This is a genomic window from Mesorhizobium sp. LSHC412B00, from assembly GCF_000503035.1.
In the GTDB taxonomy this organism is placed as follows: Bacteria; Pseudomonadota; Alphaproteobacteria; order Rhizobiales; family Rhizobiaceae; genus Mesorhizobium.
The window spans coordinates 485,519-499,765 of record NZ_AYWB01000002.1; the positions used below are offsets into that span (position 1 = coordinate 485,519).

General features: G+C 61.2%; 12 protein-coding genes and 1 pseudogene. 11 read left to right on the top strand and 2 right to left on the bottom strand.

The genetic code is table 11. From position 1 onward, the window contains the following. The first annotated feature begins 188 nt into the window (after positions 1-188). The 10 genes from X757_RS158095 (at position 189) to X757_RS1000000169385 (ending at position 10,550) form a co-directional block, all read left to right on the top strand. Complete coding sequence (locus X757_RS158095; protein ID WP_023725552.1) at positions 189-2,123, top strand: Ig-like domain-containing protein; 1,935 nt, start codon at positions 189-191, stop codon at positions 2,121-2,123. Then, positions 2,120-3,937: an S-layer family protein gene (locus X757_RS158090; RefSeq protein ID WP_023725553.1), complete on the top strand. Its 1,818-nt coding sequence runs from the start codon at positions 2,120-2,122 to the stop codon at positions 3,935-3,937. The genes X757_RS158095 and X757_RS158090 overlap by 4 nt, the downstream gene beginning before the upstream one ends. After that, positions 3,828-4,478 carry a DUF5801 repeats-in-toxin domain-containing protein gene (locus X757_RS1000000168845; RefSeq protein ID WP_023725554.1) on the top strand — a complete coding sequence of 217 codons (651 nt, stop codon included), beginning with the start codon at positions 3,828-3,830 and terminating at the stop codon, positions 4,476-4,478. Before X757_RS158090 ends, X757_RS1000000168845 begins: the two co-directional genes overlap by 110 nt. After that, complete coding sequence (locus X757_RS158080; protein WP_023725555.1) at positions 4,393-6,099, top strand: type I secretion C-terminal target domain-containing protein; 1,707 nt, start codon at positions 4,393-4,395, stop codon at positions 6,097-6,099. The genes X757_RS1000000168845 and X757_RS158080 overlap by 86 nt, the downstream gene beginning before the upstream one ends. Before the next feature lie 72 nt (positions 6,100-6,171). Then, on the top strand, positions 6,172-6,540 hold the full coding sequence (locus X757_RS158075) for a hypothetical protein (protein ID WP_023725556.1): 369 nt from the start codon (positions 6,172-6,174) through the stop codon (positions 6,538-6,540). Between the two features lie 81 nt (positions 6,541-6,621). Continuing rightward, complete coding sequence (locus tag X757_RS158070) at positions 6,622-7,332, top strand: lytic transglycosylase domain-containing protein (protein ID WP_245275037.1); 711 nt, start codon at positions 6,622-6,624, stop codon at positions 7,330-7,332. A gap of 98 nt (positions 7,333-7,430) precedes the next feature. After that, the gene (locus tag X757_RS158065; protein WP_023708369.1) at positions 7,431-8,630 is read left to right on the top strand and encodes an ABC transporter substrate-binding protein; all 1,200 of its coding nucleotides are present in this window, start codon (positions 7,431-7,433) and stop codon (positions 8,628-8,630) included. 13 nt (positions 8,631-8,643) lie between these two features. After that, on the top strand, positions 8,644-9,357 hold the full coding sequence (locus X757_RS158060) for a thermonuclease family protein (RefSeq protein WP_245275038.1): 714 nt from the start codon (positions 8,644-8,646) through the stop codon (positions 9,355-9,357). Between the two features lie 165 nt (positions 9,358-9,522). Further along, complete coding sequence (locus X757_RS158055) at positions 9,523-10,275, top strand: GGDEF domain-containing protein (protein WP_023725559.1); 753 nt, start codon at positions 9,523-9,525, stop codon at positions 10,273-10,275. A 143-nt stretch (positions 10,276-10,418) separates the two neighbouring features. After that, a complete protein-coding gene (locus X757_RS1000000169385) occupies positions 10,419-10,550 on the top strand; it encodes a hypothetical protein (protein ID WP_280940376.1) in 132 nt (43 codons plus the stop codon). A gap of 43 nt (positions 10,551-10,593) precedes the next feature. Here the strand turns inward: X757_RS1000000169385 and X757_RS1000000166250 are convergent. After that, a pseudogene (locus X757_RS1000000166250) lies at positions 10,594-11,288 on the bottom strand (hypothetical protein). Positions 11,289-12,206: 918 nt separating this feature from the next. After that, entirely contained in the window at positions 12,207-12,428 is a 222-nt protein-coding gene (locus X757_RS1000000168470; RefSeq protein WP_023725563.1) for a hypothetical protein, read from the bottom strand. Between the two features lie 96 nt (positions 12,429-12,524). Between X757_RS1000000168470 and X757_RS1000000169660 the strand changes: the two genes are divergently transcribed. Next, complete coding sequence (locus X757_RS1000000169660) at positions 12,525-12,683, top strand: SOS response-associated peptidase family protein (protein ID WP_198024394.1); 159 nt, start codon at positions 12,525-12,527, stop codon at positions 12,681-12,683. Positions 12,684-14,247 lie beyond the last annotated feature (1,564 nt).

Genomic DNA, 14,247 nt, shown 5'->3' on the forward strand with positions numbered 1-14,247 from the left:
CCAGCTCGACCTAGCGGATATTAAACGGATTGCGACTCAACCATGTATACCAGGTTATATGTTTGGGGTTTACCACGTGTAAAAAATGCCGAGACAGGCATATCGGAATATATGAAAATGATTGCGGGATAGTTGCAAAGCAGAGGCCGTCACTGTCTCTTTCCGGGAAATACCGGAGGGGTTTGGTTATGACGAACAGTAACGAATTGGACACCGTCTCGAATTCTTGGGACCAGCATTCTCCCGATGAACATGGCGGCTCGCCGTCGCAGGTCCAGGTAGCGCAGGCCGCTCAGGCGGCGCCTGCCGAGCCCGTACCGGTCGATGTCGGCAGCGGCGCGCCCGTCAAGCAAGATGCACCCGCGGAGGCAAAGGCCCCGGCGGCAGCTGCGCCCCACGAATACGTGGCCGACGCCAGCAACGTGGTAAAGCTTCCGGCCGACGTCTCGATCGACAACATCAAGGTCGACGGCCACAACCTCGTGCTTGAACAGGCTGATGGCTCGGTGATCGTGATCAAGGATGGCGCGCTCAACGTGCCGACCTTCATCATCGGTGACGTCGAGGTACCGCGCGTTGCCTTGCTGGCAGCGCTTGAAGCAAGCCATGTCGATGTCGCCTTCGGTGCCGATGGCTCGATATCGGCCGGTCAAGGCGGTTCGAACTCAAGTGCCGGCGGAGACTTCTCGGTTCCCCCAGGTGGCATCGGCGACGGATTCGGTCTTTCGGCGCTGTTGCCGCCCACGGCTCTGCAATTTGGCCTTCTGGATCGGCGCGAACTCTTCCCGTCTGTCGTCGACAGGCCGGTTTCAGTAGTGGCCACATCATTGCTCACCCCGGACCAGGCGGCCAGCGAAACTGGTCTTGACGGCGGCCCGGCTCAATCACCCGGCAGCGATGCGCCCAGTAACTCTGAAACCTCCGGCATCGGATCGATCAGCATCAACGCACCAGATGGTATCGGGTCGATCGTCATCAACGGCGTCACCGTTACCGCCGTCGGCCAGCATATTCCGGGCGATTTCGGCTACCTGACGATCGTCTCCTACAATCCGAGCACGGGTGCTATCCAATACGATTACACGGTGACCGAATCGGTCACTCATCCCCTTCAGGGGGGCGGATTCAATCCCAACGACACGGTTCCGGACAATTTCAGCATCACAGTTACAGATGTCGACGGCGATTCGGCCAGCACCACCTTTGCCGTCGCCATCATAGACGACGTGCCGACAGCGGTTGCCGACACGGACAGCATCGCCGCCGGCCAGTTTGGCCCCGCGACGGGCAATGTGCTTGTCGGCGGTACGGACGCGGTCGACGCGAACACCACGGACGGCGTTGCCGACACCCAGGGCGCCGACGGCGCGACGGTGGTTGGCGTCGCCGCCGGCGACACCAATGCCGACGCCACCGGCTCGCTCGGCGTCCAGGTCCAGGGCCTCTACGGCAAGCTGACGCTGGCCGCCGACGGAACATATAGCTACGTTCGCGATGCAGGCTCGGCCGGCGGCGTCAACGACGTCTTCACCTACACCGTCAAGGATGGCGACGGCGACACCTCGCACACCACGCTGACGATTTCGATTGGCAACTCGACGCCTGTGATCACGGATCTGACGCCGGAGGCCGGTGGCGGCGACGTCATCGTCAACGAGGCGGCATTGGACGCCGGCACGCCGGGCGGACCAGGGTCCGATCCGGCAAGCACGGCCGAGACCGGCGCCGGCACCTTCATTGTCTCCTCGCCCGACGGCATCCACTCGCTGGTGATCGGCGGCAACACCTTCATCACCGATGGCGTGTTCACCGCAGGCTCCTTCACCACCGCGCTCGGCAACACACTCAATGTGACGGCTTACAATGCCGCCACCGGCCAGGTGAGCTACACCTACACGCTGGCCGACAACGAGGCGCATGCCGCGGGCCAAGACACGAACAGCCTTTTCGAGAACTTCACCGTAACGCTAACCGATCAGGATCTGCAGAGCACCGACGCCACGCTCACCGTCAACATCCTCGACGACGTGCCGACGGCGCATGATGAGGCCTCGCAGTCGATTGCTGAAGGTGCCCCGGCGCTGACGGGAACACTNCCCAGGCAACCGGCACCGTCAACGTGACGGTGTCCGACGACGTGCCGACGGCGCATGATGAGGCCTCGCAGTCGATTGCTGAAGGTGCCCCGGCGCTGACGGGAACACTGGACTTCGTCGCCGGCGCCGATGGCGCGACAGTGACGCATATCAACGGCACGCTGCTGGCCTTCGATCCCGGTACGGGCTACTCGCAGTCGATCGACATCGGCGCGGGCACCATCCAGGTGAAGGCGGACGGGTCCTACTCGTTCACGCCGGATGCCTCGGTCGACAACAGCTCCGGTCCCGTGGCGGTCAACGCGACCTACACGGTGACGGACGGCGACCTCGACACGTCAACGGCCAACATCGCCTTCACGATCACGGACGGCGCGGCCCCGGTTGCGGGCGCTCCGATCACGCTGGCGCTTGANACGGCCAACATCGCCTTCACGATCACGGACGGCGCGGCCCCGGTTGCGGGCGCTCCGATCACGCTGGCGCTTGACGACCAGAACCTGAGCGACGGCTCGACGCCGGCCGGTCCGGACTTCGCCTCGAACTCGATCACCTTCACGCCGGGCTCGGATGCGATCGCCTCGATCGCCTTCGGCACCGACCTGAGCGGGCTGAACACCGCGAACCTGACCTGGACCAGAGTATCGGACACCCAGGTCGTGGGCAAGGACGGCGCCGTGACCGTGGTGACGCTGGATCTGTCGGTTGCCAACAACGTGGCGACGGTGACAGCGACGCTGAACAACAGTTACGATGCCCATCCCGGCATTAACGCCGACGACCTGGTCAATTTGGGCCATGTCGGCGTGGTCGCCACCGATACCGATGGCACCCAGGCAACCGGCACCGTCAACGTGACGGTGTCCGACGACGTGCCGACGGCGCAAATCGATACCGACGTGGCGCAGTCAGGCCAGACGGTTGTGGGCAATGTCGAGACTAACGACACGGCCGGCGCCGACGGCATCGCCTCGATTGCCTGGACGAATGTTGCGGGCAGCACGGTGACAGGCACCTTTGGTGTGCTGACGGTCGATGCCAATGGCGGCTACAGCTATCACGCCAACCCGAACGCGTCGGGTGTCGACGTCTTCAACTACACCATCACGGACGGCGACGGCGACACCTCGCCCTCGACGCTGACAATCACCGTGTCGAGCGGCGCGCCACAGCCGGTTGCGGCAACGCTAATGGTTAACGAGGCGGCGCTGGACACCAGCACGACAGGCGACGACATTGACCATGGCACAGTGACGGGCACGAACCCGTCGAGCACGGCCGAGACTGTTATGGGGACGCTGACGCTCGGCGATCCGGACAGCCCGCATGTAACCAACATCGCCGGGGCCACGTCATCGGTGGTCGGCGGCAGCGCTGTGACCGTGCAGGGCACCTACGGTGTGCTGCAGATCGACCAGGACGGGCACTACACCTACACGCTGACGACACCCTTCACGACGGCGCCGGCCACAAACAACGGCGCCGAGACGGAACTCGGCAAGGATGTCTTCACCTATACGGTGACGGACAGCTTCGGCAACAGCTCGACCTCGACCATCTCTGTCGACATCGTCGATGATGTGCCGACGATCTCGGCACCTGGCGCCAGCAACTCGCTGACGGTCGACGAGACGGTTCTGGCGACCAACGACACGCAGAGCTTTGCCAGTGCCTTCACGTCGAGCTATGGCGCCGACGGCGCCGGGTCGATCAGCTATGCGCTTGGCTTCAATGCCGGAACGACCGGACTGGGCGACACGGCGAGCGCCCCGGCGGGAGNAGGACGGCGACAGCTCCGCTGCGACGCTCAACATCGGCCAGAACCTGACCTTCCTCGATGACGGCCCGACGATCTCGGCGCCTGGCGCCAGCAACTCGCTGACGGTCGACGAGACGGTTCTGGCGACCAACGACACGCAGAGCTTTGCCAGTGCCTTCACGTCGAGCTATGGCGCCGACGGCGCCGGTTCGATCAGCTATGCGCTTGGCTTCAATGCCGGAACGACCGGACTGGTCGACACGGCGAGCGGCCAGGCGGTAGTGCTGAGCCTCGAAGCCGGCCAGGTGGTCGGCCGTGCAGGGGCCGGCGGCCTGATCGTGTTCACGGTCACCACCGATGCGTCGGGCAATGTGACGCTCGACCAGCAGCGGGCGGTCGTCCATCCGACGGCCAACCCGAACGAAGCAGTCAGCCTGAATGCCGACAATCTGGTGACGCTGACGGCAACGATCACCGACAAGGACGGCGACAGCTCCGCTGCGACGCTCAACATCGGCCAGAACCTGACCTTCCTCGATGACGGCCCGACGATCTCGNGACAAGGACGGCGACAGCTCCGCTGCGACGCTCAACATCGGCCAGAACCTGACCTTCCTCGATGACGGCCCGACGATTATATCTCCGGCCTCCGCAGTCGTGGCAAACGGAGCAGGAGCGCCCGTCTCGTTCGACCTCGATATCGACGGGATACTTACCAACAACTACGGCGCTGATGGCGGAACAGTCATCTTCCCGACGTCGCTCGACGGCACGGCGAGCGGGCTGACCTCAAACGGCGTTTCGATCGTGTACGACGTCTCCGCAGACGGCCACATGCTCACGGGTCTGGCCGGCGCCACATCCGTGTTTGTCATTACGCTCAACCCGGCGACCGCCTCATACTCCGTCGATATGAACGGAATTGTGGACAGCATAACCACTGTCGATTTCAACGGGGGCGCCTATGATTTCGTCGGCGGCAACAAGGTGTGGGCAGGCTTCAATACCGCAGCCAATGACGACAGCAAGGATCTGCTGCTAACGCCGATGGAAGGCGGCGTAAACGCCGGGACTCTGAACACAAACGCGAATGAGGGTGGCGTCAGCGGCGGCAATTCGGTTGGGTTAGGTGAGAAAATGCGCCTTGACTTTGTCGTGGACCTGACCGGAAGTCCACCGAACGGTGACTACTCGACGGTGGCGAACCAAAATCATCTTTTCGACCAACACTATACGACCAACGGCGCATCGGCGTTGTTCACCAGCACGTCCGGGTCTGCGGCTCGTTTCGCTGCCTTCGATGATCCGGACGGCAACACGAAAGTCGGCGACGGCGTCCAGGATTCCCTTACCGCAGTTGCAATAAGCTACAATGGCGCGACGACCTTGGTGTCGTTCGCCGACATTGGTACAACAACAACGAACGTCACAGTCGGCGGTCATCTATTTACAGTGCATTTCGTCGATGGCGCAGCGGCTGGAACACAATATGAAGCAGTCGTCGGTTCAATCGTCTCGAACACTTCGATAGCGACCTATACGGCCGACGGGTACAACAGCCTCCAGATCGGTTACGAATCGGGCGATACTTTCAAGCTCGGAGATTTTGGCGCAGCAGTTTCGACAAACAGTCCGGTGAGCTTCGATCTTCCGGTTAGTGTCGTCGATGGCGATAACGACACCGCTGCGGGCACCATCGGCATCACGTTGAGCCCGGCGGGACAAACCATCCAGAATCACTCGTCGGATCTGGCCGGAGACCCTCACTCGTACACGTCGACGCTGGCGGCGCCTCATATCATCGGGTCGGACTTCAACGACACGCTGAACGGCGACGGCGCCAACAACGTGCTCTATGGCGGCGCCGGCAGTGATACGATCAACGGCAACGCCGGCAACGACCTTCTGATCGGCGGCGCCGGCCAGGACACCATGACCGGCGGCACGGGCGCCGACACATTCAAGCTCGACGGGTTGGACATCAAGGACCTCATCGCAGACTACAGCGGCGGCCAAGGCGACAAGATCGACCTGTCATCCCTGTTTGAAACAGGACCGGGGGCCAACATCGCCGACTTCGTGAAATACGATTCGGCCTCACACACGCTCAGCGTCGATACCAATGGTACAACCGGCGGCGCCAATTTCGTCGACGTCGCCGTCTTGCAGAACGCACCTGTCGCCGGCACCATCAATCTGATTTACGACGACACGGCCCACGTACAGCACACGGCCACGATTTAGCACTTATGCGTGGCCGTGCTCCCATGCTATATATTAGCGAAACATAAAACCGCAGTTTGGAGAGGGACTTAAATGAAGCGTTGTGCAAGATTGCTGGCTTCGGCAGCGGCGCTGCTGTTGGCTGGATCGACGGGCTTCGCCGCCGACATCATCGAAGGGCCGGTGGCAGACTATTGCCGCACGGTCGGCACGTCGAACCTGGTGCTGAATGACAACATCGTCGATCTCAAGGCCGAGGTGGTGAAGCTGATGGACGAGTCGGTGGCCGTCGCCAACAGCTCGGAATGGATCAATTCTTCGCGCCCCGCCTTCGTTTGGGCATCGGAAGCCAAGGTCGCCTGCGGCATGGCCTATGGTTATCTCAAGACGAACTACAAGGACGAAGACACCCTCAACAAGTGCGAGTGCTTCCACGACCGCATGGTCGAGTACATGAACTGACCGGAAGGGATCCGGCCGTGCCGGTTGGCTGACCCCATGGTCGGCGGACGATTGACGAGGGCGATCGCCGGAGCGATCGCATTGACCGGTTTTGGCCAGCTTGCCACTCAAGCCTGCGCCAACTGGCTGGAACGACCTAGCCTGGAGAGACCAGCACCGTTCGGCTTGAGGCGGCCGGTTCGCTGCGACGCCGCCTCCGAATGGACGCGCGCGACATTCAAGGCGTTTGCGACATGCCAGGCATCGCTCTACGGCCTGGAGCCGGTGCTGGCGCACGCGGTAATGGAGATCGAAAGCGAATTCGATCCCGATGTGCGCGGCGCCGATGGTGAGGTCGGGTTGATGCAGGTGATGCCGGGAACGGCGCGAATGCTCGGCTTTCGCGGCTCGCTCGACGAGCTTGGCGCGCCGGCGACCAACATCGCGCTCGGCGTCAGATATCTGGCGCAGGCAAACAGCCTTGCCGCAGGCGATCTCTGCACCACCGTCATGAAGTATCGTGCCGGGCACGGTGAAACCCGGTTCTCCGAACTTTCGGTCCGCTACTGCCGGCGTGCGCGTGCAATCCTGGCGAGAGAAGGTTTTGCGGTGGCCGGGCCATTGCCGGTGGCGACGTTCGGATTCTCCGCATTCCCGACAGCAGGAGACGATGGTGCCCCTGCCCCGGCGAGGCGGATTTGTGTGCGCCGCCTGTTCGTGCCGGGCCCACGATACATGAAATGCGCGGACTATCGAAGCGCCGGGCAAGCCAGAATGATCAAGGCGCTCCGGGCAAAACTTTTCGACGGCTGAGCCATAATCCAGCAATTGCAAAGACGGCGAGGCAAGTCTGCCGTAAGATGAACGGATGAGACCGGGACAAATACCCGGCGGGATATGAGGGAGGCATCATGGATTCTGGCCGGCAGCGACACGGTTCGTGGACGTGGGCGATCGTCTTTGCGTTAGCGGGCATAGTGTCGGGCTGCCAGTCGAAAGGCAGCGTCTCGGACGCGCTCGACCAGGCGGCGATCGCCGCACCCGGAGCGCCGGCCGCCGGCACCGCTGCCAGCCCGGCCCAAGCCACGCGATCGCTCGGCACCGGGTCGACGAAGGTCACGATGCTGCTGCCTTTGTCGGCCCCGGGAGTCGCCGGCGAAAACGGCCGGAAGATGCTCGATGCGACCAAGCTGGCAATGGCCGACCTTGGCAGCGCACTGCTCACGGTTACGGTCGAGGACACCAAGGGCGACAGCGCGCACGCCAGCGAATTGGCTGTGAAGGCGATCACCACTGGAACCAAGATCGTCATCGGCCCGGTCGAACTCGCGGCCGCGCAGCACATAGCCAAGCTGTCGGGATCGAAGCGGCCGCCGGTGCTGGCGTTGGCCGACAATTTCGCCGGCGGCCCAGGCGTCTATGCGGTGCGCCTCAACGAGGCCGACAGCGCGGCCGCGGGCGCAGCCGGCCTGGCGGCCAAAGGCAGCAAGAAGTTCGTGTTGCTCGTTGCGGCGGGCCCGAATGCCAGCGTGGTGGAAAAGCGGGTCGCCAACAGTCTCAGCATCTATGGCGCGACGCTCGCCGTCACCATTCCGTATCCGGCCGGCGACGGCGGCACCAAAGTGGTCGATGATGTGGGCTCGCTGGTCGAGGCTCCCGACGCCATCATCATCGCCAGCGGCGACGACAATCCGGCGCAGATCCTTGCGGCGCTCAAAACGAAAGGCATTCCTGGAAAAGCAATTGCCGTCGTTGGAACCAACCGCTGGCTGGAACATCCGATGGAGCCGCTGTTTGAGAGCTCCTACATCGCCACGCTCGACCCAACCGAAACCGGCCCGATCGCCGACCGCTTCAAGACGACCTACAATTATCCAGCCGACGCCAATGTCGCCTACGCCTATGATATGGTCGCCCTGACAGCAGGAATTGCAAGTTCGGCCGGGCCTGACGGCTTCAGCAAGCAGGTGCTCGAAAATCGGAGCGGATTTCGCGGATCGACCGGCCTGTTCCGGTTTCGGGCGGATGGCTCCAGTGAGCGATCCATGCCCTTCTATCAGGTTCGAAAAGGCGCACTCAAGCTGGTCGCCAAATCGACATCGGGGTATTGAGGGGCAAGGAACCTTGCTTGAGTTGATGGGCTGGCTGAGGCACAATCGCTTGATAGCGCTCGGAAGCCTGCTCCTCCTGGCCGGGGTCTTGTTGATCATGCGGGCCGCCGATCTGCTTCCCATCGATCGGCCGATACCAGCGTCGCGTCAATCCATCGACGATAGCCAGCCACTGCGACCAATTGCGAGCGCCGCCAATACGCCATGGCGAGGACGGGCACGCAAGATTGCTCAGGACCTTATCGCGCCGCCACAGCTTGATCCGGCGCAAATCGAACGGGTCGAGCCGCGCCCGCCGCTCAGCGACCTTGGTCTGGCTTCGCCTGCAGGGATGCGGATGCCAAAGGATTGGAAAGAGGTCCTGCTGTACCAACCGGTTGCCACCTCGTCGGCAACCTTCGAATCGATGGGGCGCAAGGTAGCCATCAGCGGGATCCAAGGCATTGACCTGGATGAGACCTGTTCCTTTCGTGGCATCGCCTGGCCTTGCGGCCAGCGTGCGCGCGCGACGTTCAATTCCTGGCTGCGCGGCCGGGCGCTGAAATGCGTCGTGCCGCCGGAAATCGATCGTTTTGCCATTGCGGCACCGTGCAGCTTGGGCAAGCAGGATGTCGGCGCCTGGCTTGTTTCCAATGGCTGGGCGACGGCCCTGGCGAGTGGCATCTACGGCAAGGCGGAGGCAGTGGCCAGAGACGCGCAGATGGGGATATTCGGCCCGCCGCAATAGCCGATAATTCGGTGTCGTCGCTTTTACCGCCGTAGCCTTGCTTTTGAAGGCCTGATTTCGGGCCGATGGTAGGTGATTGCGCCATTACTAAAATTGTATGTTTCCTCGAAACTGAAAGTGCAGCACCTTGGCCTTATGACAGCCGATCAGGCGGGAGATTGGCTAATGATGACACCAATGGCGAATAGCTCGCCCCGGCAATGGAAAGATATCGCATGGCTGACTGCCCTGGGATCGGCGGGAATTCTGCTCCTCTCGGTTGGCCTAAATTATCTGCTTCTGTTCTCGGAAGCCTTGACGCCGTTCGGCCGCAGCATGGTCACAGCGATCCTGTTGCCGGTCATCGTCGGTGGCCCGCTTTTGCTGTTCATTGGCCTGCAGCGGACCGAGCTCGTCCGTTATCGAAGAGAACTCAACAAGTCGGCGACCTTTGACAGCCTGACAGGCTGCCTCAACCGGACAGTCTTCACGTCGATGGTCGAAAGGAGAGCAACCAGGCCGAAATCGTCTGGTCCAAGATCTGGCGCCTTCCTGGTCATTCATCCCGAACACATCAGGTCCATCAATCTGCGCTTCGGCCTTGGCTGGGGTGACGAAGCCTTGCGGCTCATAGCCTCGACCATCCAGTCATCGGTACGCAAGGAAGATCTGGTGGGCCGGATCGGAACCTCCATGTTCGGGGTCTTTCTGCCCGGTGCGACAGAAGAAGACGCCAGGGAGATCGGCGAGCGTATCCGGGCGCGCGTGGCCCAAGCCTATTTCGCGCCAAAAGGAACCGCGGACACGCTGACCATCAGCGTCGGCGGCGTGGTGTTTGAAAACGAGTTGGAATTCGAGGACATGTTCCGATCGGCGGAATCGTTGTTATCCGGCATGGAGCACCAGCCTGGACTTCAACTGTCGCACCTCCACAACTAGCTGGGACGATTCGTTGCCGGAGGAACATCGCCGCAAATATGTCTTGCCGCACGGCTGCGACAGCGATCATCTTGCCCTTGTTGCCAAACCGGACGATTGACCCATGGGGCGGTTTCAACCCGTGGGAGGTCTGGCTCCTGACGGTGCTGACGGCATCGCCGCGCATCGCTGGCAGTATTGCCGGACCGATCAAGTTCTGGTTGCCGCTGGTTGCAGCAACCTTGATCGCCTTGATGGCCGGCTATGGGACCATGCTGCTGCCGCCGAACTCCTGACAGGTCGAGACACCCGCCGCGCGAGTAGCATCAGGTTCGGCGCTCAGGGCACGAGCGACAAAGCTTGAGGGCGCACAGATAGCAGCTGGATCCCCACGGCTCTCTCTTCATCCGTGGGGATCACAAGCACGTCGACGTCGGAACCAGCAAGGCTGATGACCTCGTCGCCTCGTCCATTCAGCTTGTGGTCGATATTAACCGCAAACCAGCCGGCCACAGCCCCGGCCCTCTCTCGAATATATTGGGCGTTTTGGCCTAGGCCTGCCTTGAACACCAGCGTGTCCAGTCCGCCTATCGCAGCGGCCAGCGACCCGATCTCGCGTGCGATACGATAGACGAAGAGATCGACTGCTTCGGCGGCAAGAGGATCATCGGAGTCGATTAGCGTCCGCATATCACCGGATATCCCCGACACTCCGAGCAGGCCGGATTGCTCGTAGAGAAGGGTGACCAATCGTCCGTCTGCAGCTTCCGGTCATTCAGCAAATGGAGGGTGACGCCAGGATTGAGCGCGCCGCAACGCGTGCTCATGACGAGGCCGTCCAATGTCGAAAACCCAACACTTATTCCAGCATTCATGGCGCACAGACTGGCACCGCTGCCGAGATGGGCGACGATCACCTTGCCGCCAGCTGCGGGTCCGTAGCGGGTCCGAAGCTGCGAAGCGATATGGCTATAGGTAAGCCCGTGAAACCCATAGGAAATGCCGGCATCGGTCATCTTCATGCGGAAGGCCATAGATCTTGGCGATCCGAGGCCGAGCGTATTCTTATGGATGACGATCTGGATGCGCCCAGGTAGTCGTCTTCATACGTGTCCTCGCCATACGGAGTTCAGAACCCGCCTAATTGCACGTCGTTGCCGCCGATTACCGCACGCATCGTTGCAGGGTCTTTCGAGACCGGGAGGCTTGAGCTACTGTGACAGGCGCCAACGAAAGACCGAGAAATTGACGAACAGGGCCAAAGTCATTTGACTCTAGCGGAAAGACTTAGCCGATGATGCTCAATTCAAACTTTGAGAATTAAGCGTAATCCATTGATTATTAAGTTTGTGGGCCCGGAGGGTCAGCGTTTTCTACAGGAAATCAGTACGTCAGTGGTTGGTTCGCCAAGCCGTTTCTCTCGTATTCTCTCGTATGGTCTGGCGAACCAAAGGCCAAGAAGACAACTAGTTCCATGGGAGCTGTATTTGACCATGGTAGTATGAGCGCTGCCGCATTTGGCCGGAAGCTGACTGGCCGCTTCTGGCGCAAAACGATAACGGACGTTTAACCTGGTCTGGTTCAAGCACCGTTGTCGGGTTCAAATCGCGTGACCACGCCAATGGTACTCCAGTATGGCGCTTCGGAACCTCCAGGTTGCGGGGCCTTGTGATCGCAAGTAAACAGTCGCGGAATTTGGTCACACGAAATGGCCAATGACCGGTTTCGAACGTCCGCAATTCGTGGCGTCAACGATATATTGCACACCTACGGGACCTTACTGACCGATGCCGGCCTGCTCGCCTGGAGGCTGGGGAGGAGCGGCCCGGGGAGTCTCTGGGCCGGCGTCGGTCACCCCTGGCATTACGCTGTTGCCGGCAGAAGCTGGCAGTCATTGTGATGAGGGCAATTTGCCCACCATCGTCGTCAAACTGCGCGGCACCGTGAATGATCTACTGCATTCCGCGGAGGGAATTCACGTCGGCGCAGAACTCGGCGTAGGGCTTGCTCATTGCCGCGTCATTGCATTCGCGCATGATCATTTCGTGCATGGGCTTAGGCTTGGCTATGAAGACCGCCTTGAACTCGGGCATGGACTTCAGTGTCTTCATCGAGGCATCGGTGTAGAATGGCACGATATTGTCGACGACATCAACCGCGCCGGCAACTGCCATGCTCCCTAGATTGACGGCCGAGCAACCGCCGCGTGAACGTGCTGCTCAGGGAGAACAATAGCGAACGCGCTCATTGCCTCTCCTTCGCTGCGCGTTTTGCCCCAGCCAGGCCACGCGCCTTTCTCGTTCGCCGGACTTTGGGCTTACAATTCCAATCTCGACATAACCAGCTGCACCATCATCACAAAGCCTGCCGCAGAACCGATGAAGCAGTTGCATGATCAACAGCCTCATTCTCTACCAGGCATACTATGACGCCTGGCTGGACCAGGGGACCAAAGGACCAGCCTCAAGGACATTCTCAGCCACGACATCGACGGTCAGCTGCAGTTCAACCGCGTTGGACGTGAGGTGAACACGAGCGCCGTCAACAANCTGGCTGGACCCGGCGACGCCCAAGGACAGCCCCAAGGACATTCTCAGCCACGACATCGACGGTCAGCTGCAGTTCAACCGCGTTGGACGTGAGGTGAACACGAGCGCCGTCAACAAATATCCCAACGACCATCCCGGCCTGGTCGGGCGGAGCCGGCGACTTTTTCTGTTCGCCGAAATCGTCAAGCACGCCCCTGCTGGGGCGAAGCTTTCTAAAGCACGCTCCGACCTCATATTTTCAGGAGGGCGGGATGACAGAGCGTGAGCAAGAGATCGTCGCGAATGCATGGGCACTGGCTACGGGCGCACAACAAATCCTAGAGGCGCTTCTCATCATGCTGAAAAGGTCGGGAACGTCGCGCGACCTTCGATTGCCGGGTAGCCGGGAAGTGGACCATCAGTTAAGGGTCCGTAGCTAGAGCGTGATAAAGCAGCAAACACACTATCATAGAAACGGCGCTGCCTAGCAGCTGGTCTGCCGTCAGGCCGGAAAAATAGACAAGATGAAACGCCACCAACGCTCTACCAATCACGGTTCGGAACACTGCCGAAATAACCGTTAGTCGGCGCTAATGTTCCGGTCTGGACTCGCTACCGCTTTGGAAGCATTCTGCACTCGGGGGAGAGGGCGTGGGCAAAGTCCAGCGTCATCAAGGTGCGGATCAGGCCGACCGCTGGCGCAAGAACGCAAAGGGGCGGTGGATGTGGCGACGGCAATATCTGCCGGCGCTGGTGATGGTTCCCTGACCGGCTCATCCCAGCTGGCTGGCTGAGTGGCACCCGCACGCGGGGAGCTGCGATATCAAGGGCAACATTTCCACCAGTACCGATGAGCGATTTATCACGTCCAGTGCAGGAGCATTACTGGAAGACGACGATCAGTTTCAGTACAGCGAGCGCTGGCTGTGCAGCGAGGCAGAGGCATGGGCCGCCGGCTGGCGCAAAGCAAGGCGGTAGCGCGGTAGCCACCACCATGTGCAGGCCCACCAGCCCGTCATCATGGTCCGAACCTGATCGCACCCACCGACCTTGGTCTCAACGTCGTTGATTGGCACTGCCACGCGGCTTTCCTTCATTCGCATGGTTCGCAGACACTAGCATGATCGCATACTCTCATCATCCGGCGTCGTCTCCCTCACAAAGCAGCGCCGGTAAGGCTCGGCGCCCTTTTGTTTGTCGCGTGTGCCAAAGGAGGTCGCCGGGCCTGCCGTTGCTCATCTTTGCGGGTTGCTCCTGATGGCTCCGCTTGGCGCCGTGGCCCTGCGTCTTCCTTCGGGTAAGGCCGGCGAGGCGCTTGTCAGACGGCCTGGCATGTAGGATTATGGTCCTCGTTGCGGCGACGCCCTCAATGGAGAGCGCCAATGGCCAGAACAAACCTTCCGAACAGCTTTCCCGGGCTGAAATCGAGCGCTTCCTGGCGGCAGCCGAAGCGCTGCACAAGAGC